Source organism: Nocardioides epinepheli, from assembly GCF_037936805.1.
Taxonomy (GTDB): Bacteria; Actinomycetota; Actinomycetes; order Propionibacteriales; family Nocardioidaceae; genus Nocardioides.
Window position 1 is genome coordinate 140368 of sequence record NZ_JBBMMC010000008.1, and the last position, 26392, is coordinate 166759.

The following is a 26392-nucleotide window of genomic DNA, read 5'->3' on the forward strand; positions in this document are numbered from 1 at the left end:
TCGGTCGAAGCTGAAGTCGGACTCAGGAGTCCCTGACCTGTGATCGAGGCGGCGGAGGTGGTTGGCCATAGGAGGACCATGCCCACTGTGTCGCTCGTCCGCTTTCGTCATCCACAGGGGCAGGTTCGGCGTCGTCCACGATCACCTCGGCAGTCCCGATATGGCCGGCACTGTGGCGACAAGACACGTTGCCAAACCACGCAATTGCGCCGAACGGTGCAGCAGCGGGCACCCACACCGACCCAAACCGCGCAATTGCGCCAAACGGGGCAGAATCCCGCCACTTCAACGACCCAAACCGCGCAATTGCGCCGGGAAGGGGGAGGGAACGGCAGGGAAGAGTGGCAACCCGCACCCGGACTGGTCAGCGCGGACGCGTCATCGCTCGGCCAGGTACTCCAACTGTGCGCGCACCGACAGCTCGGCGGCATCCCAGAGCACCGGGTCGACGTCGGCGTAGACGACCTCGACGACTCGGCGCGCCAGGGTGTCGGCCGAGGATGCCGTCGGGTCTTCGGCAAGCTGCTCGAGCGCCGTCTCCACCTGGGAAAGCCGCTCGCGGCGGTGGGCGCGGTAGAAGTCGAGTACCGCGCCGGCGTCGGGGAGCACGGGTCCGTGGGCCGGCCAGATCGTGTCGACCTCGCCGGCGTCCACCAGGGCGCGCATCCGCTCGATCGAGTCGAAGTAGGGCGCCAGCTGGCCGTCGGGGTGGGCGACGACCGTCGTTCCGCGGCCCAGGACCATGTCGCCGGAGAGCAGCACGCGTTCGTCGGGCAGCAGGAAGGAGACGGAGTCGGCGGTGTGGCCGGGGGTCGCGAGGACCTGGAGCCGGAGGCCGTCGATCGAGATCAGCTCGTCGTCGGCGAGCGGGTCGGCGCCGACGCAGTAGGCCGGGTCGAGCGCCCGGACCGCGCAGCCCTTGCGCTCGGCGAGCTCGGCGGCGACCTCGGAGTGGTCGAAGTGGTGATGGGTGAGCAGCACCAGGGCGACGTCCCCGGTCTCGTCGTCGACGCGGTCGAGGTGCCCCTCCTCGAACGGGCCGGGATCGACGACCACCGCGCGTGCCGAACCCGGCTCGCGCAGCACCCAGGTGTTCGTGCCGTCGAGCGTCATGATGCCGGGGTTCGGGGCCAGGAGGCACTGGCCGCGCTGCCCGAACGGCCCCCCGGACCAGGGCCCGGACGACGTCACGACGGCGGCCGCCCGGCCAGCCGCTGGGCCAGCATCGGACGCAGCCGGTCGGGCATCGAGAGGGTGTAGCCGTCGTCCATCGGCTCGACGGCCGGGGTGAACACGGCGTCGATGGAACGGGTGGCGGCCTCGGCGAGGACCGCCTCGGGCGAGTCGTAGGAGGCGACGTCCATCGAGGTGAGGTAGGTCGGCGCCATCATGGCCAGCTCGCCGTCGTCGGCCTGGTCGATGGCGATGCGCGCCGGAAGCCACTCCACCGACGTGGACTCCGAGGACACATCGCGGGTCCGCTGCCCCTCGGGCAGGGCCGCGACGAAGAACCAGGTGCGGAAGCGCCGCGGCTCGAAGACCGGGGTCAGCCAGGCGTCCCAGGCGCCGAGCAGGTCGGTGCGCAGCACCAGGCCGCGCCGGTTCAGGAACGAGGTGAGCGACAGCTCCCGCGACTCCAGGGCGACCCGGTCGGCCTCCCAGTCCTCGCCGGTGGTGTCGGCGACCACGTCGGACGACGACGCCCCGGCCAGCAGCACCCCCGACTCCTCGAAGGTCTCCCGCGCCGCGGCGCACACCAGGGCCCGCGCCATCTCCTCATCGACCCCGAGCCGCGTGGCCCACTCCTGCGGGGAGGGACCGGCCCAGGCGACCTCGATGTCGAAATCACGCGGGTCGACGCCACCGCCGGGATAGACGGCCATCCCGCCCGCGAAGCTCATCGACCGCTGGCGGCGCAGGTAGTACAGCGCAGGCCCCTCCGACGAGGCCCGCATCAGCAGCACCGTCGCGGCCGTGCGCGGCTCGGCCGGCTCGCGCGTCCCGTCGGCGTACTCGCCGGCCACCGCGACCAGGTCGTCGGGAAGCCGCGTCTGCGGGAGCGGGATGCGCATCGGGTCAGACCTCGACGAGCAGCTCGATCTCGACGGGCGCGTCCAGCGGCAGCACGCTGACGCCGACCGCGGACCGGGCGTGGATCCCGGCGTCTCCGAAGACCTTGCCGAGCAGCTCCGAGGCCCCGTTGGCGACGCCGGGCTGGCCGGAGAAGTCGGGCTGGGAGGCGACGAACACGACGACCTTCACCACCCGCTTGACCAGGTCGAGGTCGCCGATCTCCGCCTTGACGGCGGCGATCGCGTTGAGCACGCACTGCTGGGCGCAGGCGTAGGCCTCCTCGGCGCTCACCTCGCCACCCACCTTGCCCGTGACGATCAGCTCGCCCGAGCGCATCGGGAGCTGGCCGGAGGTGTAGACGTGGTCGCCGCTGCGCACCGCCGGCACGTAGGCGGCCACCGGCTTGGCGACCTCGGGGACCTCGAGTCCGAGCTCGGCGAGCCGGTCCTCGGCGGCGCTCACTGGTCGGCCTTCTGACGCTTGAGGAAGGCGACCAGCCCGCCCTGGGCGTTGGTGTGGATCGCCACCAGCTCCCAGCCGTCCTGGCCGAAGTTGTTGAGCATCAAGGCTTCGTTGTGGAGCGGAATCGGCGCCACCTGGTACTCCCACTGGGTCATGCTCGGCACCATACTTGCCGCACCGCACCCTCCGCTGCGCGCGTCATCCCGTGGTCTGATGCCCCGACCGCGGCCGCCACCTACGGTGGACGCCGTGGTGAGCACCTCCGAAGTCCCCGACGCGTCCGCGCAGCTGCGCCGGTCGGGGCGTCTGGGACCGCGCGCCACCCTGCTCCTCGACGTCGGCGTGGTCGGCTTCCTGCTGCTGCTCACGCTGCTGTCCCTCGCGTCCGGCCAGTTGACCGGCCTGATCCTCGGGCCGCTCCAGTCGCTGCCATTGCTGTGGCGCCGCCGGTACCCGGTCGCGGTCTTCTGGACGGTCTCGGTCGCGACCGCCGCACAGCTGCCGTTCACCGACATCGCGCTGCCCACCCAGTTCGCCTTCCCGATCGCGGTGTACTCGGTGGCGCGGTTCGGTTCCGTGCGCAGCGGCTGGGTCGGGCTGGCGGTCGGTGCGATCGCGTCGCTGGTCGCCGCTGCGGACTGGACGGTGGGCCTGGGCGAGGCGAGGTTGAGCACCTTCCTCCCGCTCGCGTTCACCAACGGCGCCTTCGTGGTGGCCGCCTGGGCGCTCGGCACGCTGGGACGCATTCGGAGCGCGTACGTCGATGCATTGGTCGAGCGGGCCGAGCGGATCCAACGCGACGCCGAGCAGCAGGTGGCGTTGGCGGCCTCGGCCGAGCGATCCCGGATCGCGCGCGAGATGCACGACGTCGTCGCCCACGGACTCACCGTCATCGTGGTCCAGGCCGACGGCGCCCGCTACGCCGCGGCGCAGGACCCGGCCGTGGCCGCCGAGACCCTCACCCGGATCGCCGCCACGGGCCGCGAGGCGCTCACCGACACCCGGCACCTGCTCGGCCTGCTCCGCGCCGAGGAGACCGGCCGCAGCCCGCTGCCCGGGCTCACCGACCTCCCCGACCTTCTCGACGGCGTCGAGCACGACCTGGTCGGCCTCGACCGTCCGGTGCCCACCGCCGTCGCGCTGACCACCTATCGCGTGGTGCAGGAGGCGGTGACCAACATCCGCAAGCACGCGGGGCCTTCGGCCGGCGGACACGTGCGGGTAACGGTGTCCGACCAGGTCGAGATCGAGGTGACCGACGAGGGTCGCGGCGCCTCCGCAGGCGTGTCGGGCCCCGGCGGACACGGCCTGCTCGGCATGCGCGAGCGGATCGACGTCCACGGCGGCACGCTCGAGACCGGACCCCGGCCCGGCGGCGGGTTCGGCGTCCGCGCGAGGATCCCGCTATGACCGATCCGATCCGGGTGTTCCTCGTCGACGACCAACAGATGGTCCGCGCCGGGTTCCGGATGCTGATCGAGAGCCAGCCCGACCTCGCCGTCGTCGGCGAGGCGAGCCAGGGCCGCGAGGCCGTCGACCGGCTCGCGGTCACCGGCTGCGACGTCGTCCTGATGGACGTGCGGATGCCGGTGCTCGACGGCGTCGAGGCGACCGCGCTGCTCGCCGCCCGCCCCGACGGCCCCCGCGTGCTGGTGCTCACGACGTTCGACCTCGACGAGTACGTGTTCGCCGCGATCCGGGCCGGCGCGGCCGGGTTCCTGCTCAAGGACGCCGCCCCCGAGGACCTCCTCGGCGCCATCCGCACCGTGCACGCCGGCGATGCGGTGGTGGCACCGAGCACCACCCGGCGGCTGCTCGAGCACGTGGCCGCGGGCACGGCGCCGGACCCAGCGCAGGCCGCCGCGGACGCCGACTCCGACGCCCGGCTCCGCGAGCTCACCGAGCGCGAGCACGAGGTGCTCGTCCTGGTCGGCCGCGGCCGCTCCAACCACGAGATCGCCGCCGACCTGGTGGTCGCCGAGGCCACGGTGAAGACCCACGTCAGCCGCCTGCTGGCCAAGACCGGCTCCCGCGACCGGGTGCAGCTGGTCGTGCTGGCCCACGAGGTCGGCCTGGTCTGAGCCGGTCCGACTGCGGCCGGGCGACCGTGACGGCGGCTTGTTACTGACCGTTCTTACCTCTGACCTGCGCTTGCAAGAGCAGGTCAGAGGTAACGACGGTCAGTAACAAGTCGGAACGGTCGGTAACAAGCCAGCCACGTCAGCCCACCGCCAGCCCTGCCTCAACCCCCGTCATCCCACAGTCGGACGCCGAACCATCCCGCAGCCTGACGATCCGAAGGCGTCCAGACGCGAGCGTGGTGGCATGACGATCACCCAGCCCCAACCCCAGCCACAGCCCCACGCCAACACCGGCGCCCTCGCGGCCAGCGCCCGCGGGCTCACCCGCACCTATGGTCGCGGCGACGCCGCCGTGCACGCCCTGCGCGGCGTCGATCTCGACCTGCCGCGCGGTCGGTTCACCGCGATCATGGGGCCCTCGGGATCGGGCAAGTCGACGCTGATGCACTGCCTGGCCGGGCTCGACGCCGCCGACGGCGGCACGGTCGCCGTCGACGACGTCGTCCTGACTGGTCTCGACGACACCGCGCTGACGCTGTTCCGGCGCGAGCGGGTCGGGTTCGTGTTCCAGTCGTTCAACCTGCTGCCGATGCTCACCGCCGAGCAGAACATCGCCCTCCCCCTCGAGCTCGCCGGACGGCGCCTGGACCCGGCCCGGCTCGCCGAGGTCGTCGACACCCTCGGCCTGCGCGACCGGCTCAGCCACCGGCCCTCGGAGCTCTCGGGTGGCCAGCAGCAGCGGGTCGCGATCGCCCGGGCACTGGTGGCGCAGCCGGCGATCGTGTTCGCCGACGAGCCGACCGGGAACCTCGACAGCGAGTCCTCCGCGGAGGTCCTGGGCTTCCTGCGCCGTTCGGTGCGCGAGCTGGGCCACACCGTGGTCATGGTCACCCACGAGCTGAGCGCGGCGGCCTACGCCGACGACGTCGTGGTGATCGCCGACGGCACGATCCGCGCCCACCTCGTCTCCCCCACCGCCGAGGTCCTCGCGAGCACCCTGCAGGACGCCCGATGAGAACTGTCCTGCTCTCCTCGCTCCGACTCCACACCCGCCGCTACGTCTCCGCGATCCTCGCGGTCGTCATCAGCGTCGCGTTCGTGGTGACCATCGCCGCCCTCTCGGCGGCCGCTCGCGACGGCCTCACCCGAGGGGTCTCCGCGCCGTTCGAGAACGCCGACGTGGTGGCCACCGCCATCAGCGGTCGCGACGCAGCGGACCTCATGGCCGCCGCCCCGAAGGCCGGTGCCGACGCGAGCGTCGTCGGCTGGGCCGAACTGCGGGTCGCCCGCGACGCGACGACCGTCGACGGCGTCGACCAGGTCGCTTCGATCGCCACCGCACCCGACCTGCGCTGGCCCACCCTGGTCGACGGCACGTTCCCGACCGGTCCCGGCGAGGCGGCGGTCGACGATCGCGTCGCCGAGGACTCGGGCATCGCCGTCGGCGACACCCTGGAGGTCGGTCGCGGGGGCCAGACCTCCGAGGTGCGGGTCACCGCGGTGGTCGACAGCCCGTCGGCGTTCCTGCGCTCCGAGGTGTACCTCACCTGGCCCGACCTGGCGCCCTTCGCCGACCAGATGCTCGTCGACAGCGTCGCGTGGGCAGGCCCGGAGGCCGCGATCACCAAGGCCGTCCCGACCGCGAAGGTGATGGCGAGCGACCAGTACGTCGACGACCTGACCAAGCAGCTCAACCACGGGGTCGACGTGACCGCGATCATGCTGCTGCTCTTCGGCGCCATCGCACTGTTCGTGTCGGTGCTGGTCATCGCCAACACGTTCTCGATCCTCCTCGCCCAGCGACAGCGCGATCTCGCCCTGCTCAGGTGCGTCGGCGCGACCCGCCGTCAGGTGCGCCGCTCGGTCCGCCTCGAGGCGCTGGCGATCGGCGTGCTCGCCGCGGCCATCGGGCTGATCGCCGGCACCGCACTGGGCCACGGCCTGGTCGCCGCCCTCAACTCGTGGTTCCCGAACGCCGGCCTCGGCCACGCCTCGGTGTCGCCCACCTGGTACGTCGCGGCCGGGCTCACCGGCGTCCTCGTCACCCTCGTCGCGTCCTGGCTGCCGACCCGCCGGGTCACCACCGTGAGCCCGCTGGCCGCGCTGCGGCCCGGTGAGGACGTCGAGGTCCGCTCGGCCGCCGGACGGCTGCGTCTCGCGGCTGGGTTCGTCACCGTCGCGGTGGGCGCCGTCCTGCTCGGCGTCTCGGTCGCGACCACCGAGCCACTGGTGATGGTGCTCGGCGGGATCCTCGCGTTCAGCGGCGTGCTGATGCTCGGTCCGGTCCTGATGCCGGCGCTGATCGGGCTCACCGGGCGCCTGACCGGCCGCGTGCTGGGTACGCCGGGACGCCTCGCGGCCGGCAACGCGGTCCGGCATCCGCGGCGGACGGCGGCCACGACGGCGTCGCTGCTGATCGGCGTGACCTTGACCACCGCCGTGCTCACCGGCATGGCCAGCACGCGTGCGGCGCTCTCCTCCGAGCTCGACACGTCCTACCCGATCGACGCGAGCCTGACGGTGGGACCCGAGGGCGCGCAGAGCCTGGACCCGGACGCGGCGAAGGTCGTCGGCGCCATCGACGGCGTCGAGCAGGTCGTCACCGTGCCCGGCGTCCGAGCCACCGTGGGGCAGCTCGGGCCGCTGGAGATCCTCGGCCGTCCTGCCGACGACGGGCTGCTGCGCGGAGACGGCACGGAGCTCGACGTCGCCGACGACGAGATCGCCCTGCCCGTCGACCTCGGCATCGACGAGCCGATCCCGGACCGGGTCACCGTCCAAGTGGACGGGCACAGCGTGCAACTGCGCACGGTCGTCAAGGAGGGCTTCGGCAACACCAGCGCGCTGGTCTCGTCGGCCACGCTCGCCCGGCTCACCTCCGAGCCCCACGACGCGGCCCTGTGGCTGCGGATCGACGACGACGCCGACAGCGGCGACCTCGCCGACCGCCTCGACGTCGCCGCATCCGGCCTCGGCGCCGACCTCGAGAACGGTTTCGCCGACCGAGCCTTCATCAACCTGCAGCTCGACATCATGACCGGCGCCGTCGTCGGCCTGCTCGGCATGGCCGTCGTCGTCGCCCTGATCGGCATCGCGAACACGCTGGGGCTCTCGGTGCTCGAGCGCACCAGGGAGCACGCGCTGCTACGGGCGCTCGGCCTCACCCGCCGGCAGCTGCGCACGATGCTCGGAGTGGAGGCGGTGCTCCTCTCGGTGGTCGCGACGGTGCTCGGCACCGCCATCGGGGCGACGTTCGCGTGGGTCGGCGTCGAGGCGCTGATCCGCAAGGCGGTCTCGGACGCGCCGCTGGTGCTGCCGTGGGGTCAGCTCGCGATCGTGGTGCTGATCTCCGCCGCCGCGGGTCTCCTGGCGTGTGTCCTGCCGGCCAGGCGGGCGGCGCGGGTCACTCCCGCCGCTGGTCTGGCGACCGACTGACCGTGTCGGTGCCGGGCGTGGTCGCGCCGTGGCCCTCGCGTCCCAACCGGCTGTGCCGGCGTCCGTAGGCGAAGTAGACGAGCACGCCGAGCGCCATCCAGATGAGGAAGCGCAGCCACGTCTCGCCGGTGAGGTTGAGCATCAGGTACACGCACATCAGCACCGCGAGCGTGGCGACGACGGGCGCGGCCGGCGTCCGGAAGGCGCGCGGGAGGTCGGGGCGGGTGCGGCGCAGGATCACCACGGCGACGCTCACCAGCACGAACGCGAACAGGGTGCCGATGTTGACCAGGTGGGCCAGCGTCTCGAGGTCGACGAACCCGGCGAGTAGGGCGATCGCGACGCCGGTGATGAGGGTGATGCGGTACGGCGTGCCGTACTTCGGGTGGACCTTCGCCAGTTGGCGCGGCAGCAGTCCGTCGCGCGCCATGGCGAAGGCCACCCGGCACTGCCCGAGCATGAGGATCATGCAGACCACGACCAGGCCGATGCAGGCGCCGATCGCCACGACGTTGCGCATCCAGTCGACGCCGGCGGCCTCGAAAGCGGTGGCCAGCGGCGCCTGGTCCTTGGGGTCGATGTCGCGGAAGCTCTGCACGCCGGTGACGACCAGGCTCACCGCGGCGTAGAGCACGGTGACGATGGCCAGGGAGCCGAGGATCCCGATCGGTACGTCGCGCTGCGGGTTCTTGGCCTCCTCGGCGGTGGTGGCCACGATGTCGAAGCCGATGAAGGCGAAGAAGACCACCGCGGCACCGGAGATGACCCCGGCGACACCGAAGACGGCGGGCTCGATGCCGAGCAGGGAGGTGATCAGCGGCAGGCTGGCGAACCCGCCCTCCGACTTCGGCGCCGGCTCCGACGGCGGGATGAACGGCGTCCAGTTCTCGACCTTGATGAGGGTGAGCCCGACGACGATGACGGCGGCGATCACGACGAGCTTGATCGCCACGACCACCTGGTTGAAGCGGCTGGAGAACTTGGTGCCGATCACGAGCATCCAGGTGACCAGCAGCGCGATCACCACGGCCGGCAGGTCGATGAAGCCCTCGGAGGCCGAGGAGATCTTCTCCGGGATCGTGATGCCGAAGATGTCGAGCACGGTGTCGAGGTAGCCGGAGAAGCCCGAGGCGAGCGCGGCCGAGCCGATGGTGAACTCCAGGACGAGGTCCCAGCCGATGATCCAGGCGACGCCCTCGCCGAGGGTTGCGTAGCTGAACGTGTAGGCGCTGCCCGCCACCGGCACCGTGGAGGCGAACTCGGCGTAGCAGAGCCCCGCCAGCCCGCACGCCACCGCGGCGATCAGGAAGCTTAGCGCCAGCGCCGGCCCGGAGTTGGTGGCCGCGACCGAGCCGGTGAGCACGAAGATGCCCGCGCCGATGATCACCCCGACCCCGAACACCGTCAGGTCGAGCGCGCCGAGATCCTTGCGCAGCTTGGTCTCGGGATCGTCGGTATCGGCGATGGACTGCTCGATCGACTTCGTGCGGAACAGGCTCATGCTCCAGCAACCTGCACCCGCGGCCCTACTCCCGTCAACCTTCGTCAATCCGATCTGGGCTGTGGACGGGGCCGGGATAGTTTGAGGCGTTATCAACCTTCATGAGCTCTGAAAGGTTGATGACGCCTCAAACTATCCCCGGCTCATCCACACCCCGCGCGACCCCGGCCACCCGGTCCACCCCGGCCAACCCGGAGATGACAGCCATGACAGACGCGGGCGGGTCGGCGAGACTGGCCGCATGGCCCACGACGAGAAGCTGGCCGAACGAGTCCGCGAGCTGATCGAGCAGCCCGCGATCGAGAAGCGGATGTTCGGCGGGCTCGCGTTCATGCTGCAGGGGAACATGGCGCTGTGCGTGAGCGGGCAGGGCGGGATGCTGCTGCGCATCGACGACGACGCCGAACGCGACCGGCTCCTGGCCCGCGAGCACGTCGGGCCGATGGTGATGGGCAACCAGACATCGACCACCTGGCTCCACGTCGAGGCACCCGCCCTGAAGACCAAGCGGCAGCTCGAGGGCTGGGTGCGTCGCGGCGAGGCCGCCGCGCACGCGAGGCCGCCGAAGTAGGACTGCCCGGTCGTGCCCGGCAGCACGACCACTAGGCTCTCTCGCCATGAGCGACTGGCCCAAGGTGCGACTCCACGTCGTCACCGGGAAGGGCGGCACCGGCAAGTCCACCGTGGCGGCCGCGCTCGCTCTGGCCCTGGCCGACCGCGGCCGCAACGTGCTGCTGTGCGAGGTCGAGGGACGCCAGGGCATCGCCCGGATGTTCGACGTCGACCCGCTGCCCTTCGAGGAGCGCCGACTCACCACCGGCCTGCCCGGGCCCGACGGCAAGCCCGGAGTCGTCCACGCCCTGCACATCGACCCCGAGGCCGCCCTCCTGGAGTACCTCTCCCTCTACTACAAGCTCGGCCGCGCGGGCCGCGCGCTGGACAAGTTCGGCGTCACCGAGTTCGCCACCACGATCGCGCCCGGGGTCCGCGACGTCCTGCTCACCGGGAAGGTCTACGAGGCCGTCCAGCGCAACCGGCGCAACAAGGGCGCCACCTGGTACGACGCGGTCGTCCTGGACGCCCCGCCCACCGGCCGGATCGTGCAGTTCCTCAATGTGAGCAACGAGCTGGCCGGGCTGGCGAAGGTCGGGCCGGTGCGCACGCAGGCCGACACGATGATGACGCTGTTCCGCTCGCCGCGCACGGTGGTCCACCTGGTCACGGTCCTGGAGGAGATGCCGGTCCAGGAGACCGCCGACGGCATCGCCGAGCTGCGTGCGGCCGACCTCCCCGTCGGCGGCGTGATCGTCAACCAGGTGCGCCCGCGCGACCTGACCCTCGACCAGCTGGAGAAGGTGGACGCCGAAGCCGTCGCCGTCGAGCTCGCCGAGGTCGGCCTGGACGGCGCGGTCGCCGACACGCTGGTGGCCGACCTGCTCGTGGGCGGCAGCGAGCACGCCGAGCGGCGCGCCCTGGAGGCCACCCAGCGCGACCTCGTCGACGCCTTCGGCGTCCCGGTCTACGAGCTGCCGCGGCTGCCCCAGGGCGTCGACCTCGGCGGCCTGTACGAGCTCGCCGCGCTGCTGCGCGAGCAGGGAATGTCCGCATGAGCACCCGGAAGAGCCGCCCGGCCCGCACCGGGCCCACGGGGCCACAGGCACCCCCTCTCGACGTCGACGCGCTGATCGACGACCCCACTGTCGGCATCATCGTGTGCTGCGGCTCGGGCGGCGTCGGCAAGACCACCACCTCGGCCGCCCTCGCACTGCGGGCCGCCGAGCGGGGCCGCAAGGTCGTGGTGCTCACCATCGACCCGGCCAAGCGACTGGCTCAGTCGATGGGGATCGACGAGCTCGACAACACCCCCCGTCCGGTGTCCGGCCTCAAGGACGGAGAGGGCGGCTCTCTCGACGCGATGATGCTCGACATGAAGCGCACCTTCGACGAGGTGGTGGAGAGTCAGGCGAGCCCCGAGAAGGCCAAGCAGATCCTGGAGAACCCGTTCTACGTCGCCTTGTCGAGCTCGTTCGCCGGCACCCAGGAGTACATGGCGATGGAGAAGCTCGGGCAGCTTCGTGCCGACGCCCGCAAGGACGGCACCTACGACCTGATCGTCGTCGACACGCCGCCGTCGCGATCGGCGTTGGACTTCCTCGATGCGCCCGAACGCCTCTCGAGCTTCCTCGACGGCAGGTTCATCAAGCTCATGCTGGCGCCGGCCAAGGGGCCGCTGAAGCTGGTCGGCGCCGGATTCGGGCTGATCACCGGTGCGCTCACCAAGATCCTCGGCGCTCAGGTGCTGCGCGATCTGCAGACCTTCGTCGCGGCCATCGACACCGTCTTCGGTGGCTTCCGGCAGCGCGCCACCGCGACCTACCGGCTGCTCCAGGACCACGAGACCGCGTTCTTGGTGGTCGCGGCTCCCGAACCGGACGCGCTGCGCGAGGCGGCCTACTTCGTCGACCGGCTCAGTGCCGATCAGATGCCGCTGGCGGGCCTGATCGTCAATCGGGCGGCTCCCTCGCCGTCGGGCGACCTGTCGGCCGACGAGGCGATGGCGGCGGCCGAGCGGCTGCGCCGCAACGATCCGACGTCGGTCACGGCCGGGCTCCTGCGGCTGCACGCCGACCAGACCCGGCTGGTGGAGCGGGAGCGGCTGCTGCGCGCGCGGTTCGCGACCTCGCACCCGCAGGTGCCGACCGCGGTGGTGCCGGCGTTGGCCACCGACGTCCACGATCTCGATGGGCTGCGCCGGGTGGGCGACCTGCTCGCGTCGGGATCTGAGTAGTTCAGGTAGTTCGGGTAGTCCGGGCGGGACGGGTCAGGCCGAGACGGACTCGCGTGCCTGCGCCATGCGGGCGGTCTCGAGCACCGCACGCCACGAGGCGGTGGGCTTGCGGCGCAGCAGGGCGCGGCGCTCGCGCTCGGTCATGCCGCCCCACACACCCCACTCGATCTGGTTGTCGAGGGCCTCGGCCAGGCACTCGGTCCGCACCGGGCATCCCTGGCACAGCGCCTTGGCCTTGTTCTGCTCCGCTCCTCGCACGAAGAGCTTGTCCGGTTGCTCGGACTTGCAGGCGGCGCGCGGCGCCCAGTCTTCAACCCACATGATCAATGTCCCTACTTCGTGGTCCTGGGGAGGTCCCGTCCCCATGACGTGCTTGCCCGGATCGCCCCGGAAGGAAGGTGCTGGAAAGTTCGGTGATCTCGATCTGGTGATCTCGATGGTTCAAACCTAAAGAACCCGCGCGGCGCAGGCAGCCCTCGTTCGACTCCACTTCCCTAGTCCCAAATGACTAGTCCGCTGTGCCGGACGATCAGGAGGGTGAGCCAGGGGTGAACGATCTCCAGCCCGCCGCTCGAGCCGCCCGAGCGGCCTTGAAATCGGCTCGGACGACGCCCCTCCCGTACCCTCGTAGGCGTGTCCCGTCCCAAGTCCGAGCGTCCCCGGCCCACGACGGTCCTCTCCCACCTCGGGGTGATGGTCCTCGTCGCGGTGGTCCTCGGCGTGGTCGTCTCCGGCCTCGCCATCCCCTTCGCCGGGGTGCTGGGCTTCGCGACCCGCAGCACCGCCGAGACGATGGACAACCTGCCCAAGGAGCTCGACGAGGTCGCCCTCCCGCAGACGACCACGATCCTCGACTCCGACGGCAAGGTCATCGCGTCGGTCTTCAAGAAGTCGCAGAACCGCACCAATGTCACCCTCGACCAGGTCTCGCCGATGATGGTCAACGCGCTGCTCGCGATCGAGGACTACCGCTTCTACCAGCACGGCGCGCTCGACCTGAAGGGCACCCTGCGGGCGCTCGCCACCAACGTCGGCGCCGGCGGCGTCGTCCAGGGTGGCTCCACGATCACCCAGCAGCTGGTCAAGCAGACCCTCCTGGCGCAGGCGAAGACCAAGGAGGAGCGCGAGGCGGTCACCGACGACACCTACGCCCGCAAGCTCAACGAGCTGCGCTACGCGATCGCGCTGGAGAACAAGCAGTCCAAGGACTGGATCCTCGAGCGCTACCTCAACACCGTCTACTTCGGCGACGGCTCCTACGGCATCCAGGCCGCGGCCCAGCACTACTTCAGCGTCGACGCCAAGAAGCTCAACCTCAACCAGTCGGCGATCCTCGCCGGCCTGGTGCAGAACCCCTCGGCCTTCGACCCCACCGACCACCCCGAGCGCACCCTCACCCGGCGCGACGTCGTGCTCGACCGGATGGCCGGGCTGAGCGTCATCCCGCAGGCGCGCGCCGACAAGGCCAAGGCGAAGAAGCTCCAGCTCAACGTGTCGACCACCCGCAACGGCTGCGTGGGCAGCGACGCCGCGTTCTTCTGCTCCTACGTGCTGGAGTACCTCAAGCAGGACGAGTCCCTCGGGAAGACCGAGGCCGAGCGCTGGAAGGTCATCAGCGAGGGCGGCCTCACCATCCGCACCTCGGTCGACCTCGACGACCAGCGCGCCGCCGACGTCGCCGTCCGCAACAACGTGCGCCCCACCGACCTCGCGATCGGCGCACTCGCGATGGTCGAGCCCGGCACCGGCGCGGTGAAGGCGCTCGCCCAGAGCCGACCGATGGGCAACAAGGAGGGTGAGACCTACCTCAACTACACGGTGCCCTCGCAGTACGGCGACTCCAACGGATTCCAGGCGGGCTCGACCTTCAAGGCGTTCACCCTGGCCCAGGCGATCGAGGACGGCATCCCGCTCAACCGGACCTACCCCTCGCCCAACAGCGCGACGATGAGCTACTCCGACTACGCCAACTGCAAGGGCGCGCCGTCCTACGGGTCCGGCACCTTCCCGATCGGCAACTCGGTGGAATCGGGCGGCGTGGAGAACCTCTACACCGGCACCCGCAACTCGATCAACACCTTCTTCCTCAACCTCGAGAAGGACACCGGCGTCTGCAAGCCCTACGAGCTGGCCAAGTCGATGGGCGTCGACCTGACCTGCCCCGAGCACGACAGCTGCGAGGGCATCTCCGCCGAGCGCATCCCGTTCTTCACCCTCGGCGTCGCGGACGTGAGCCCGCTGGAGATGGCCGAGGCCTATGCCACCTTCGCCGCGCGCGGCGAGCACTGCGAGGCCAGGCCGGTCTCCTCGATCGCCGACGCCAACGGCAAGGTGCTGAAGAAGTACAAGCCGCGCTGCTCCCAGGTGATGTCGGAGTCCACCGCGGACGCCGTCAACGACATCCTCCGAGGCGTGATCGAGGGAGGCTTCGCCAGCGCCCAGGCCCTGGGCCAGCCCGCCGCCGGCAAGACCGGTACCACCGGTGGCGGCGGGGTGTCGCCCTCGGTGTGGTTCGTGGGCTACACCCCCAACATGGCGACCGCGTCGATGATCGCCGGCGCCAACAAGTACGGCACCCCGATCGGCCTGGACGGTCTCACCATCAACGGCGTCACCGTCACCGCCTCGGGTTCGGGCCTGGCGGCGCCGATGTGGGGCGATGCGATGAAGGTGATCGCCAAGCGCCTGCCGGACGAGAACTTCGTCTATCCCAGTGGCGTTCCCGGCGCCGGAAGTACCACCGTGTACATCCCGCCCCCGCCCTCGAGCAACAACGGCGGGAACAACAACGGCGGCGGGAACAACGGCGGCGGGAACGGCAACGGCAACGGCGGTAGAGGCCGCTAGGAAGGGAGCTCAGGCCCCCAGCTGCCGACGGACCTCGGCGGCCACAGCGCCGCCGTCGGCCCGCCCCTTCACCTGCGGCTGGACGACGCCCATCACCTTGCCCATCGCCCGCATGCCCTCGCCGGCCGCGCCGGTCTGCACGATCGCAGCGGTGACCACCTCGGCGATCTCCTCGGGCGTGAGCTGCTCGGGGAGGTAGACGGCGATCACCTCGGCCTCGGCGCGCTCCTTCGCCGCGCTCTCGGCGCGCCCGCCGTCCTCGAAGGCCGTGGCGGCCTCGCGGCGCTTCTTCGCCTCGCTGGTGAGGACGCCGACCACCTCGTCGTCCTCGAGCTCGCGTGCGACCTTGCCGGAGACCTCGGCGTTGGTGATCGCGGTGAGCACCATCCGAAGGGTCGAGGAGCGCACGGCGTCACGCTCCTTGATCGCAGCGGTCAGGTCGGAGCGGAGCCGGTCCTTGAGAGTGGCCATGAGGATCATTGTGGCAGCCTGGGCCCATGGCTTTCGCGCGCATTCTCTCGCGCCTGGTCGGCGCGGGAGCGATCGCCGGGGCGGCCCTGACCGGCTATGCGATGCACGAGGCGCGCCAGTACACCCTGCGGCGGGTCGAGGTGCCGCTGCTCCCGGCCGGCGCCCGGCCTCTGCGTGTCCTGCACCTGAGCGACATCCACCTCACGCCGGGCCAGCACCGCAAGCAGGAGTGGCTGCGTGGCCTGGCCGGCCTGCGCCCCGACCTGGTGGTCGACACCGGCGACAACCTCGCCCACCGCGACTCGGTGCCCATGCTCTGCGACGCGCTCGGTCCGCTGCTCGACGTCCCCGGGGTGTTCGTGCACGGCTCCAACGACTACTTCGAGCCGACCCTGCGCAACCCCGTGCGCTACCTGCTGCCCGACGACGGCAAGCGCCACGTCCACAGCCCGGAGCTGCCGTGGCGCGACCTCTCGCGACGGTTCAGGGCAGCCGGGTGGCTCGACCTGACCAATCGCACCGGGGCGCTCACCGTCGGCGACGTCTCGTTCGCCCTGGCCGGTGTCGACGACCCGCACCTGAAGTACGACCGCCTCGACCTCGTCTCAGGGCCGGCCGACCCGCACGCCGACGTCCGGTTGGGCATCGCCCACGCCCCCTATCTGCGCGTGCTCGACCAGTACGCCGCCGACGGCTATGACGCCGTCCTGGCCGGGCACACCCACGGCGGCCAGGTCTGCCTGCCGAGGCTGGGGCGCGAGGGCCGCACGCTCACTACCAACTGCGACCTCGACCCGGAGCGCGCCAAGGGCCTGCACCGCCACCCGGCCGACTCCGAGCCCGGCGACCCCGGCTCGTCCTGGCTGCACGTCTCCGCAGGCCTCGGCACCAGTCCGTACGCCCGGATCCGGGTCGCGTGCCGCCCCGAGGCGACCCTGCTCACCCTCACGCCCGCGAGCTGATACCGATTGCGGATGCCGGCTCCTGCTCGGGTATGCTCCCGTGCTTGTGAGCCGGTTTCGGTCGGCCCACATCGGGCTGTGGCGCAGCTTGGTAGCGCGCTTCGTTCGGGACGAAGAGGCCGCAGGTTCAAATCCTGTCAGCCCGACAGAGGAAGATCCCCTGACCGGTTCATCCGGGCAGGGGATCTTCTGGTTCTCGCGGCTCGCGGGGCCGGGCGGGGCGGGGCGGGATTTCCCCGGTCGACCGGGGAAATATGAACTTGGTGGCCGATACCCCGGCCGACAAGTTCAGGTTTGGGCCGCCCAGTCGGGTCGACGCCGCCGGCGTTCCTTCGGGCTCGACGCACCGACTCGCCTCCCGCAGCAAGCGCGACAGGGTGCCCGGCGGCCGACACGCTCGCCGCGATCACCGTCGATCAGCGCGCCGCGAGCAGCTCCGCGATCTGCACCGTGTTCAGGGCCGCGCCCTTGCGCAGGTTGTCGTTGGAGATGAACAGCGCGAGGCCACGGTGGTCGTCGACGCCAGGGTCCTGGCGGATGCGGCCGACGTAGGAGGGGTCCTGGCCGGCTGCCTGGAGCGGGGTGGGGATGTCGGACAGCTCGACGCCCGGCGCTCCGGCGAGCAGCTCCCGGGCTCGTTCGACCGGCATCGGCCGCGCGAACTCGGCGTTGATCGCCAGGGAGTGTCCGGTGAAGACCGGAACCCGCACGCAGATGCCGGAGACCCGCAGGTCGGGGATGCCGAGGATCTTGCGCGACTCGTTGCGCAGCTTCTGCTCCTCGTCGGTCTCGTGCAGCCCGTCGTCGACGATGGAGCCCGCCATCGGCAGGACGTTGTAGGCGATCGTGCGGGCGTACTTCGCCGGCTCGGGGAAGTCGACTGCGCCGCCGTCGTAGGCCAGCTCGCGCGCCTTGTCGCCGCCCGCGGCGATCTGTCCGGACAGCTCCTCGACGCCGGCGACACCGGAACCGGAGACCGCCTGGTAGGTGGAGGCGATCAGTCGGACGAGGCCGGCGTCGTCGTGCAACGGCTTGAGCACCGGCATCGCGGCCATGGTCGTGCAGTTGGGGTTGGCGATGATGCGGCGGCCGCCAGGCCCGGTGGCGAGAGCGATGTCGCCCGGGTTGACCTCGGAGACCACCAGCGGGATCTCGGGGTCCATCCGGAAGGCGGAGGAGTTGTCGACCACGACCGCCCCGGCCTCCGCGAACCGTGGCGCCTGTGCGCGGGAGGTGGTCGCGCCGGCCGAGAACAGCGCGATGTCGAGCCCGGACGGGTCCGCGGTGGCGGCGTCCTCGACCACGATCTCGCGGCCCGCGAAGGGCAGGACCGATCCGGCCGAGCGCGCGGAGGCGAAGAAGCGGACCTCGTCGGCGGGGAAGGCCCGCTCCTCGAGGATCTGCCGCATGGCGACGCCCACCTGTCCGGTAGCGCCGACGATGCCGATGGATGCACCCATGTCAGCGTCCCGTCCCGCCGTACACCACGGCCTCGACCTCGTCGGCGTCCAGGTCGAACGCGGTGTGCGTGGCGGCCACCGCGGCGTCGACGTCCTGCTCGTCGACGACGACCGAGATCCGGATCTCGGAGGTGGAGATCATCCCGATGTTCACCCCGGCCTCGGCGATGGAGGAGAAGAACTTCGCGGTGACGCCGGGGTGCGAGCGCATGCCGGCTCCGATGAGGGAGACCTTGCCGATCTTCTCGTTGTAGAGCAGCGACTCGAAGCCGATCTCGGGACGCAGCGCCTCGAGCGCGGCCATCGCGGTGGCGCCGTCACTGTGCGGCAGCGTGAAGGAGATGTCGGTGAGGAACGTGTCGGCGGCCGAGACGTTCTGCACGATCATGTCGAGGTTGATCTGGGCGTCGGCCAGCGCGGTGAAGATCCGGGCCGCCTCGCCGACCTTGTCGGGCACGCCGACCACGGTGATCTTGGCCTCGCTGCGGTCGTGGGCGACGCCGGCGATGATCGCTGCTTCCATGCTGTTCTCCTGGTGCTCCTCGTCGTCGATGCTGCCTCGGACGATGGTGCCGTCGAGGTGGCTGAACGACGAGCGGACGTGGATCGGGATGTTGTAGCGGCGGGCGTACTCGACGCACCGCAGATGGAGGATCTTCGCGCCGCTGGCGGCCAGCTCGAGCATCTCCTCGTAGGTCACCATGTCGAGCTTGCGCGCGGCGGGGACGATGCGCGGGTCGGCGGTGAAGACGCCGTCGACGTCGGTGTAGATCTCGCACACGTCGGCGTCCAGGGCAGCGGCCAGCGCGACGGCCGTGGTGTCGGTCCCACCGCGCCCGAGCGTGGTGATCTCCTTGGTGTCCTGCGAGACCCCCTGGAATCCGGCCACGATCACGATGTGGCCGTCCTCGAGAGCCGAGCGGATCCGGCCGGGGGTGACGTCGATGATCTTCGCCTTGCCGTGCACCGAGTCGGTGATCACGCCGGCCTGCGAGCCGGTGAAGGAGCGGGCGCTGTAACCGAGGTCGGAGATGGCCATCGCGACCAGCGCCATCGAGATGCGCTCACCGGCGGTGAGGAGCATGTCGAGCTCGCGGGCCGGCGGCAGCGGGCTGACGCGCCCGGCCAGATCGAGCAGGTTGTCGGTGCTGTCACCCATCGCGGAGACCGCCACGACGACGTCGTGACCCTCACGCTTGGCCTCGACGATGCGCCCCGCGACCCGCTTGATCGCATCGGCGTCGGCGACCGAGGATCCGCCGTACTTCTGCACGACAATGCCCACCGGGCTCACTCCTGGTTTCGGGGACGACTACAGCCCCCGATTCTAGGCGCCGCCCCGGCCCGCCCCGACCGGTGTCCACGCGCCGACTCGGCGTTCGGGACGCCGCGGGGCGGCCTACTGCTCGAGGACGGCCTCGGCAGCCTCGATCTGCTCGAGCTCGGACTCGTTGTCGACGTCGAGACGGTCGTGGGCGATCACCGAGAGCAGCGCCTTGAGCGCGGCGCCGGCGAGGTTGCCCCACGAGGAGACGTAGGAGAACTGCCACCACCACAGGGCCTCGTCGACGTGGCCCGAGCGGTAGTGGCGCAGGCCGTTCTCCAGATCGGTGGCGATGCTGGTGAGATCGTCGGACAGCTGACTGGCCACGACCTCGGGCACGTAGGGGTCGAAGACGAAGCTGTAGGTGTCGAGGTCGCCCAGCATGTCGGCCAGCCGCAGTCGCATCTCCTCGACGTCGGCCTCGGGCCCGACGTCGGGCTGGTACTCCCCCGGCGGCGTGAAGTCGTGCTGGACGCCGAGTCGGGCACCCGTGAGCAGCACCTGACTGATCTCGAGCAGGAGCAGCGAGATGGCGCGGGCGTCGTCGGGCTCACGCGCGATGGCGCGCAGGGCGAGGAGGAAGCTCGAGACGGAGTCGGCGATCTGCTGGGCGAACTCGTCGAGCTCGGGGTCCTCGGAGCCCGCCACGGTCGCCTGGTTGTCGGGGGTCATGGTGCTGCCTGCCTTCCTACGAACGCCCGACCGAGGGTCACCTCGTCGGCGTACTCGAGATCTCCGCCCACCGGCAGTCCACTCGCCAGGCGGGTGACGCGCAACCCCAGGGGGCGCAATTGACGGGTGAGATACGTCGCGGTCGCCTCACCCTCGAGGTTCGGGTCGGTGGCGAGGATGATCTCGGTGAGCTCGCCGTCGGCGAGCCTCGCCATGAGCTCGCGGATGCGCAGCTGGTCGGGGCCGACGCCGTCGATCGGCGAGATCGCGCCCCCGAGCACGTGATAGCGGCCCCGGAACTCCCGGGTGCGCTCGATGGCGACGACGTCCTTGTACTCCTCGACCACGCACAGCACGCTCGGGTCGCGCCGCGGGTCGGCGCAGATGCGGCACTTCTCGGACTCCGAGACGTTGAAGCAGGTGTCGCAGAAGCGGACCTTGGCCTTCACCTCGACGAGCACGTCGGAGAGACGACGGACGTCGGCGGGGTCGGCCTGGAGCAGGTGGAACGCGATCCGCTGCGCGCTCTTGGGCCCCACCCCGGGTAACCGGCCGAGCTCGTCGATCAGGTCTTGGACCACGCCTTCGTACACGCGGTCAGCCTAGATGCCCGCACCGACGGCACCGGCACACCGGGCGGTGCGGACTCTCAGAATCCGAGCTGACCCGGTGCGGCACCGCCGCCGCCGAGGTCGGGCATGCCGGGCAGGCCGCCGCCACCGGCGAGCGGCCCGAGCGCCTCGGCGGCCGCGGCGTCGACCCGTGCCTTGGCATCGCGGTAGGCGGCGACGATGAGGTCGCCGAGATCGGTGAGCGACTCGGCGTCCTCGCCGTCGACGGTGCCGGGTGCGATGTCGATGGCGATGAGGTCGCCGGTCCCGTTCACCTTCACCGTGACGCCGGCGACCTTCCCCTCGATGACCGAGGCGGCGAGCCGCTCCTGGGCCTCCATGAGCTGGCTCTGCATCTGCTGGGCCTGGGCGAGCAGGGCGTTCATGTCGAAGCCGCCGCTGCCGTCGAAGGGGTTGTCGGTCATCTGCTGGCTCCCATGGTGGTGTGTGTGGCGAGGTGGTGTTCGACCGGACTCAGGTCCCGTGTCACTGGTGCGGGATCTCCTCGATCACCTGGGCGCCGAGTTCACGGGCCAGGAGATCGTCGGTACCGAGTGCCTCGGAGTCGGCGTCCAGATCGTCGGGGCTGGCGTCGGCGTCAGGGTCGCGGGGCGGCGCCTCGGGGGCGTCCTGGTCGGTGCGGACCTGGCGCAGCGCGTCCCGGCCGCTGACTCGTTCGGGCTGATCCGGGTCGGGCGCGGCCCAGTCGGGCGAGGCCGACTCGGGTTCGTCGGTGGCCCACGGCGGGGGGTCGTCCGGCGGCGCCTGCTGACGCGGCGGCTCGGGGACAGCAGGCTCGGGGGCGCGCCGCTCGGGCTCGCGGACGGCCGGCTCCCGGGTCGCGGCCGGGAGGCCCGCGGTGGCGTCGGCGCCGGGGTCGATGATCGTCTCGATCCGGAAGTCGGCGCCGATCACGTCGATGACGGCCTGCCGCACGATCTCGGGGCTGCCGCCGGTCTCGAAGGAGTCGCGGGCGCCGCCATTGGCGAAGCCGAGGGTCAGCGTGGACCCCTCGACCGCGACGACCTGCGCATTCTGCGAGAGGTGGATCCAGGTGATCCGGCGGCGCTGCTTGGTGGCCTCGATGATGTCGGGCCAGAGCCGACGGACGTCGACCAGGGTGAGTCCGTTGCCGGCCGGCTCCGGCGCGGACGCGGACTCCGCCGGCTCCGCGGGCGCGTCGGCGACCCGAGACGGCCCAGCCTGCGGCGCGGGCGGCGTGGGCAGGGGCATCGACTCGGGCGGCGGTGTCGGCAGCGGGGTCGACTCCGGGGGCGGCTTGGGCAGGGGCGCCGGCTCCGGGACCGCAGGCGCCGGGGCGATCGGCTCGGGCGAGGACGAGGGCGGTGTGCTCACCTGCGGCTCGGCAGCCGGCCCCGCGGCCGCAGCAGGCGTCGGCTCGGCCGGGACGCCGCCGATGGAGACGCGACGCTCGAGCCGGTCCAGGCGCGCCTGGACGCCGTGGGTCGAGTGGTCGGCACCCGGCAGGAGCACTCGCGCGCAGATGAGCTCGAGCAGGAGCCGCGGTGCGGTGGCACCGCGCATCTCGGTGAGGCCGGTGGCGACCAGGTCGGCCGCGCGGCTCAGGTCGGCACGGCCGAAGCGGGAGGCCTGCGCGACCAGTCGCTCGCCCTGGTCGGCCGAGACGTCGATGAGTCCGGTGGCCGGCGCATCGGGCACCGCGGCGATGATGACGAGGTCGCGCAGCCGGCGCAGCAGATCCTCGGTGAACCGGCGGGGGTCCTGTCCGGTCTCGATGATCTTGTCGACGACGCCGAAGACCGTGGAGCCGTCGCCGGCCGCGAACGCGTCGACGACCTCGTCGAGCAGCGTGTCGGGCGTGTAGCCGAGCAGGCCGGTGGCCAGCTGGTAGGTGACCCCTTCGGGGCCGGCGCCGCTGAGGAGCTGGTCCATCACCGAGAGGCTGTCGCGCATCGAGCCGGCCCCGGCCCGCGCCACCAGCGGCAGCACGGCCGCCTCCACCGCGATCTGCTCCTGCTCGCACAGCCCGGCGATGTAGTCGGCCACGAGCTTGGGCGGGAACAGCCGGAACGGGTAGTGGTGGGTGCGCGAGCGGATGGTCGGGATGACCTTCTCCGGCTCGGTGGTGGCGAAGATGAAGCGCAGGTGCGGCGGCGGCTCCTCGACGAGCTTGAGCAGGGCGTTGAAGCCCTGCGTGGTGACCATGTGGGCCTCGTCGATGATGTAGACCTTGTAGCGGGAGCGCACGGGGGCGAAGAACGCCTTCTCGCGCAGGTCGCGGGCGTCGTCGACGCCGCCGTGCGAGGCGGCGTCGATCTCGATGACGTCGATGGAGCCGGGCCCGTTGCGCGCCAGGTCGCGGCAGCTCTCGCACTCGCCGCACGGGTCGGAGACGGGCGCCCGCTCGCAGTTGAGCGCCCGCGCCAGGATCCGCGCCGAGGTCGTCTTGCCGCAGCCGCGCGGTCCGGAGAAGAGGTAGGCGTGGTTGACCCGGTTGTTGCCCAGGGCCGCACGCAACGGCTCGGTCACATGCTCCTGCCCGATGACCTCGGCAAAGGTCTCGGGCCGGTAGCGGCGATAGAGCGCGAGCGGCGATTCCACGGGACCGACCCTAACCACCGGCGCCGACAGCCGACAGGCCGGACAGGACACCGGCCCCCGGGTGCCCACAGACGCGAAGGCCCCCCGCGTACCCGACAGAGCTCACTTACCCTTGCTGCCTTCCGGCCCTGGGGGAGTTGGGCGAGATGTCGCCACGCGGGGGGTTGCCCCGAGCATAGGCGATTGGTCGTGGCACCGACCCGACGGGTACGCTCCCGCACGGAGGATTCGCCTAGTGGCCTATGGCGCTCGCTTGGAAAGCGGGTTGGGTTAATAGCCCTCAGGGGTTCGAATCCCCTATCCTCCGCCACTCCGGCTCCGAGCCCTCAGGGTTCGGAGCCGGACCCATCTTCGCACTGCGGCCGGGTGCTCAACGGCGCCGCGACAGCACCGGGCGCAGCAGCGCGGCGATCACCAGCGCGCCGAGGCCGACCAGGCCCCACCACAACGCATGGCGCCGGGTATCTGCCAGGACGTCGGGGGCGGGCTCGGGCACGTTCGCCGGCTGGACCGCCTGCTCGACCGTCGTGCTGCCCGGTACGGTGCCGTCGGGCCGGGGGCGGATGGGGCTGGTCAAGGCGTTGACCGGCTGCACGATCCCGCGGCCGCGGAACTTGTCGGGGGCGTTCTCGCTCGGCGGCGAGCCTCCGGTGGTGGTGCTCTCCAGACGCGCGATGGTCTGGTCGGGGGTGTCGTCGGGGAAGGCCGACATCAGCAGCGCCAGGATGCCGGACACCTCGCCGGCCGCCACCGAGGTCGACGACGCCCCCAGCGAGCACGTAGTGCCGTTCACGGCGTAGGCCACCGCGCCGTAGGTGGGGACGACGACGTCGATCGCGGAGTTGAGCACGCCGGGCGGGCTGCCGGCATCCTCGATGCCGGCCGCGAGAGTGGTGCCGACGGCGATCACCCGCGGGTTGCTCTTGGCATAGCCCGCCGGCCAGACGTCGTCGGCGTGGTCCTCGCCCGGCTCGTAGGCACCCAGCGTGCTGCCCGGCGCATCCGCGGCGGGCCTGTTCCCGGACGAGGCGACGACGATCCCCCCGGCGTCGGTGACCGCGTCGATCGCCGCCTTGAGCTCCGGGGTGTCCTCGGGCACCGAGAGCGAGAGGTTGACGATGCGGACCTTCCCCGGCCCGGTGCCGACGTCGGGCAGGACCTCCTGGAGACCCGCGACGACTCCGTCGAGGGTGAGCCTCTTGAGGTCGTCGCTGTCGGAGTCGGCGTCGTAGACCTTCACATCGACGATCGAGGCCGCCGGGGCGATGCCCACGGTGCCTCCGTCGAAGGCCTGGCCCGCGATCACGCTCGCGACCGCGGTGCCGTGGTAGTACTCCTCCTCGGCGGAGGTGGAGAACCCGGCGGGACGCAGCGCCTTGGCCGGCGTCAGCTGTGCCAGGTCGCGCACGCCGGAGTCGATGACGGCGACGCCGACCCCCTGCCCGGGTGCGCGACCGCTGAGCGAGCGCGCGATCTCCTGTGCCTCGTCGATCTGCAGAAGCTTCATCGGCTCGCTGGGGTCGGTGGCCGGCTCGCTCGGGGTGTCCTTGGAGTTGATCTGCGTGCAGTCGTTGCCGTCGATCGCCCGCGCCGGGGCCGGGGCGGCGAGGGTCAGCGTCGCAGCCAGCAGGCCCATCGTCGCGGCCGCACGGAGACCCGGCTCGCCCCTCAGACGCATGACGACTTCTCCGGCGTGGACGTCGGTGGGCACCGGGCCGCGTCGAGGGTGAGCTGGACGCCGGTGCGGAACCGGGCGATCCACTGTTGCGGGACGATGATCGGGTCGACGTCGGCGTAGCCGAGATTCTCGGCCTCGCTCCCGGGCCCGACCGGGTTCTCATACCCGCGGTCGTCGATCAGGATCGGCTGTGTCGGGCCCTGGTCGTCCCAGTCGCCGGACTGGACGAAGGCCCCGTGCCCGGGGTCGACGGTGATGTCGACGGAGTCGAACTCGACGTCCTCCGAGGATGCTTCGCTGTCGTCCGTGGTGGTGGCGAGCCGCACGCCGGGGGTGCCGCCGGGAGTGTCGAGCAGCGCGCACAGCTGGCCGCGGGGCTGGGCGCCGGTGGTCGTGATCGGCCACTGGACGCCGGCCTGGTCGGCGAAGTTGGGCAGCGCGCCGGGTGGGGCCTGGGTGATCCGATGTGTCGACCGGGTGCCGGCCGGCACGGTGAGAGAGCTGTAGACCGCCTGCGAGAAGGGGTCGAGCCGGACGACGTCGTCGGGACGCACGAGGTAGATCGAGTCCTCGCCGACCCTGAGGAGGTCGCCGATCTTGGCCTTCTCGGCGCCCGGCACGGAGCTGCGCCCAGGCCACTGCTTACCGAGGTCGGAGCGAGCGAGGCCGAAAGAGGCCAGCGAGAGTGGGCTACCCGCGGGGAAGAGCTCGACGAAGGTCTCGGGCACGTTGGCCGCCGCAGTGCCGCTCTGCGCCGCGACCTCTTGGAGGATGCCGTCCTGGCTCGGCCCGTCGGGCACGAGGTATGCGTAGGCGCGCTCGCCACGGGCGCCGGCCCCGACCTCAGATTCCGCGATCAGGTAGACCCGCCCCTCCTTGGTGCGGACGACGAAGCTCGTGTCCGTCACCGGCGTCGCGGCGCTCTGCTCGGAAAGGTCGATCTTGATCCCGGTCGGCTCGGACGCGCCGACCATGCCGGTGCAGGCGCTCCAGCCGGACTGGATCAGGCTCGCCGCCTCGGGCGGCGTCGCCGGGGCACCGAGGATGCCGATCGGCGCGCCTCGCTCACGCTCGAACTTGTCGCGCGGCACCTCGGTGGCCTCCAGGTCGGGGCCGAGGATCAGCATGGCGGAGGTGATGTTGGCCAGCGGGCGCAGCTCGGTGCCGCCGTCGTCGGTCTCGAGGAGGATGTAGTCGGCCCCCGACTCCTTCTCGCTGATCAGCCCGGGGCTGTCCCAGTCGATCGTGGTCGGCGACTTCAAGATGCCGAGCACCAGGGCGCCGGCGACCAGCAGTACGGCCAGCGCGATGCCGCCGACGATGGTGCGGCCGGGCCGGCTGGGCTCGACCTCGCGTCCACCGGGCGCGCCGGACACGAAGGCGGTGACCAGGCGTCGCCTGCTGAATGAGTAGGCCTCGACGAGGTCCTTCTTGGTGGCCACGC

General features: G+C 71.4%; 23 protein-coding genes, 2 tRNA genes, 1 other RNA gene and 1 pseudogene. 11 read left to right on the forward strand and 16 right to left on the reverse strand.

Translation table 11 applies throughout. The annotated features are described in order from the left end of the window. Positions 1-378 precede the first annotated feature (378 nt). Genes WMR31_RS12735 through sp36 form a run of 4 tightly spaced genes read right to left on the reverse strand, consistent with a single transcriptional unit; the run spans position 379 to position 2690 of the window. Complete coding sequence (locus tag WMR31_RS12735) at positions 379-1191, reverse strand: MBL fold metallo-hydrolase (protein ID WP_340539217.1); 813 nt, start codon at positions 1189-1191, stop codon at positions 379-381. Then, the gene (locus WMR31_RS12740) at positions 1188-2072 is read right to left on the reverse strand and encodes an NUDIX hydrolase (protein ID WP_340539218.1); all 885 of its coding nucleotides are present in this window, start codon (positions 2070-2072) and stop codon (positions 1188-1190) included. Before WMR31_RS12740 ends, WMR31_RS12735 begins: the two co-directional genes overlap by 4 nt. 4 nt (positions 2073-2076) lie before the next feature. Next, positions 2077-2535, reverse strand: a complete 459-nt coding sequence (locus tag WMR31_RS12745; protein WP_340539219.1) for a RidA family protein — start codon at positions 2533-2535, stop codon at positions 2077-2079. Then, on the reverse strand, positions 2532-2690 hold the full coding sequence (sp36, locus tag WMR31_RS12750) for a Sp36 family protein (RefSeq protein WP_340539220.1): 159 nt from the start codon (positions 2688-2690) through the stop codon (positions 2532-2534). The genes WMR31_RS12745 and sp36 overlap by 4 nt, the downstream gene beginning before the upstream one ends. Before the next feature lie 97 nt (positions 2691-2787). On the opposite strand from sp36, the gene WMR31_RS12755 reads away from it, so the two are divergent. The 4 genes from WMR31_RS12755 to WMR31_RS12770 all read left to right on the forward strand — a co-directional run bounded on the left by WMR31_RS12755 (position 2788) and on the right by WMR31_RS12770 (position 8051). Then, positions 2788-3945 carry a sensor histidine kinase gene (locus WMR31_RS12755; RefSeq protein ID WP_340539221.1) on the forward strand — a complete coding sequence of 386 codons (1158 nt, stop codon included), beginning with the start codon at positions 2788-2790 and terminating at the stop codon, positions 3943-3945. Continuing rightward, on the forward strand, positions 3942-4616 hold the full coding sequence (locus WMR31_RS12760) for a response regulator transcription factor (protein ID WP_340539222.1): 675 nt from the start codon (positions 3942-3944) through the stop codon (positions 4614-4616). The genes WMR31_RS12755 and WMR31_RS12760 overlap by 4 nt, the downstream gene beginning before the upstream one ends. A 244-nt stretch (positions 4617-4860) precedes the next feature. Next, complete coding sequence (locus WMR31_RS12765; RefSeq protein ID WP_340539223.1) at positions 4861-5631, forward strand: ABC transporter ATP-binding protein; 771 nt, start codon at positions 4861-4863, stop codon at positions 5629-5631. Then, entirely contained in the window at positions 5628-8051 is a 2424-nt protein-coding gene (locus WMR31_RS12770) for an ABC transporter permease (protein WP_340539224.1), read from the forward strand. The genes WMR31_RS12765 and WMR31_RS12770 overlap by 4 nt, the downstream gene beginning before the upstream one ends. On the opposite strand, the gene WMR31_RS12775 is transcribed toward WMR31_RS12770, so the two are convergent. Continuing rightward, positions 8020-9552 (reverse strand): amino acid permease, encoded by a 1533-nt coding sequence (locus tag WMR31_RS12775; protein WP_340539225.1) that lies wholly within the window; start codon positions 9550-9552, stop codon positions 8020-8022. The genes WMR31_RS12770 and WMR31_RS12775 overlap by 32 nt on opposite strands. Before the next feature lie 241 nt (positions 9553-9793). Here WMR31_RS12775 and WMR31_RS12780 point away from each other — a divergent pair, with 241 nt between their 5' ends. The 3 genes and pseudogenes from WMR31_RS12780 (at position 9794) to bagB (ending at position 12340) form a co-directional block, all read left to right on the forward strand. Next, positions 9794-10123, forward strand: coding sequence for a TfoX/Sxy family protein (locus tag WMR31_RS12780; protein WP_340539226.1), 330 nt, complete (start codon positions 9794-9796; stop codon positions 10121-10123). Between the two features lie 40 nt (positions 10124-10163). Next, positions 10164-11162: pseudogene (bagA, locus tag WMR31_RS12785) on the forward strand (ATPase BagA); the annotation flags it as partial. Beyond that, positions 11159-12340: an ArsA family ATPase gene (bagB, locus tag WMR31_RS12790; RefSeq protein WP_340539228.1), complete on the forward strand. Its 1182-nt coding sequence runs from the start codon at positions 11159-11161 to the stop codon at positions 12338-12340. The pseudogene bagA and the gene bagB, both read left to right, overlap by 4 nt. 33 nt (positions 12341-12373) lie before the next feature. Here the strand turns inward: bagB and WMR31_RS12795 are convergent, their stop codons facing one another. Further along, positions 12374-12661, reverse strand: coding sequence for a WhiB family transcriptional regulator (locus WMR31_RS12795; protein ID WP_445321630.1), 288 nt, complete (start codon positions 12659-12661; stop codon positions 12374-12376). A gap of 312 nt (positions 12662-12973) precedes the next feature. On the opposite strand from WMR31_RS12795, the gene WMR31_RS12800 reads away from it, so the two are divergent. Next, positions 12974-15187, forward strand: a complete 2214-nt coding sequence (locus WMR31_RS12800) for a transglycosylase domain-containing protein (RefSeq protein ID WP_340539229.1) — start codon at positions 12974-12976, stop codon at positions 15185-15187. A gap of 9 nt (positions 15188-15196) precedes the next feature. Here WMR31_RS12800 and WMR31_RS12805 read toward each other — a convergent pair whose 3' ends face one another. Then, on the reverse strand, positions 15197-15658 hold the full coding sequence (locus WMR31_RS12805) for a GatB/YqeY domain-containing protein (RefSeq protein WP_340539230.1): 462 nt from the start codon (positions 15656-15658) through the stop codon (positions 15197-15199). Between the two features lie 26 nt (positions 15659-15684). Here WMR31_RS12805 and WMR31_RS12810 point away from each other — a divergent pair, with 26 nt between their 5' ends. Then, positions 15685-16620, forward strand: coding sequence for a metallophosphoesterase (locus WMR31_RS12810; RefSeq protein WP_340539231.1), 936 nt, complete (start codon positions 15685-15687; stop codon positions 16618-16620). A gap of 72 nt (positions 16621-16692) precedes the next feature. Next, a tRNA-Pro gene (locus tag WMR31_RS12815) sits at positions 16693-16766 on the forward strand. A 270-nt stretch (positions 16767-17036) separates the two neighbouring features. Here the strand turns inward: WMR31_RS12815 and WMR31_RS12820 are convergent. From WMR31_RS12820 to ffs, 7 genes are all read right to left on the reverse strand, one after another. Beyond that, a complete protein-coding gene (locus WMR31_RS12820) occupies positions 17037-18080 on the reverse strand; it encodes an aspartate-semialdehyde dehydrogenase (protein ID WP_340539232.1) in 1044 nt (347 codons plus the stop codon). A 1-nt stretch (position 18081) separates the two neighbouring features. Beyond that, positions 18082-19365: an aspartate kinase gene (locus tag WMR31_RS12825; protein ID WP_340539233.1), complete on the reverse strand. Its 1284-nt coding sequence runs from the start codon at positions 19363-19365 to the stop codon at positions 18082-18084. A gap of 114 nt (positions 19366-19479) precedes the next feature. Then, on the reverse strand, positions 19480-20076 hold the full coding sequence (locus tag WMR31_RS12830) for a DUF5063 domain-containing protein (protein WP_340539234.1): 597 nt from the start codon (positions 20074-20076) through the stop codon (positions 19480-19482). Next, positions 20073-20669 carry a recombination mediator RecR gene (recR, locus tag WMR31_RS12835; protein ID WP_340539235.1) on the reverse strand — a complete coding sequence of 199 codons (597 nt, stop codon included), beginning with the start codon at positions 20667-20669 and terminating at the stop codon, positions 20073-20075. Before recR ends, WMR31_RS12830 begins: the two co-directional genes overlap by 4 nt. A gap of 56 nt (positions 20670-20725) precedes the next feature. Then, a complete protein-coding gene (locus WMR31_RS12840) occupies positions 20726-21112 on the reverse strand; it encodes a YbaB/EbfC family nucleoid-associated protein (RefSeq protein WP_340539236.1) in 387 nt (128 codons plus the stop codon). A gap of 61 nt (positions 21113-21173) precedes the next feature. Then, entirely contained in the window at positions 21174-23270 is a 2097-nt protein-coding gene (locus WMR31_RS12845; RefSeq protein ID WP_340539237.1) for a DNA polymerase III subunit gamma and tau, read from the reverse strand. Between the two features lie 75 nt (positions 23271-23345). After that, positions 23346-23436, reverse strand: an RNA gene (ffs, locus tag WMR31_RS12850) — signal recognition particle sRNA small type. A 55-nt stretch (positions 23437-23491) separates the two neighbouring features. Between ffs and WMR31_RS12855 the strand changes: the two genes are divergently transcribed. Further along, a tRNA-Ser gene (locus WMR31_RS12855) sits at positions 23492-23580 on the forward strand. 60 nt (positions 23581-23640) lie between these two features. Here the strand turns inward: WMR31_RS12855 and WMR31_RS12860 are convergent. Together WMR31_RS12860 and WMR31_RS12865 are read right to left on the reverse strand one after the other, a co-directional pair. Beyond that, entirely contained in the window at positions 23641-24948 is a 1308-nt protein-coding gene (locus WMR31_RS12860; RefSeq protein WP_340539238.1) for a S8 family serine peptidase, read from the reverse strand. Beyond that, positions 24939-26390, reverse strand: a complete 1452-nt coding sequence (locus WMR31_RS12865) for a type VII secretion protein EccB (protein ID WP_340539239.1) — start codon at positions 26388-26390, stop codon at positions 24939-24941. The genes WMR31_RS12860 and WMR31_RS12865 overlap by 10 nt, the downstream gene beginning before the upstream one ends. Positions 26391-26392: the final 2 nt, after the last annotated feature.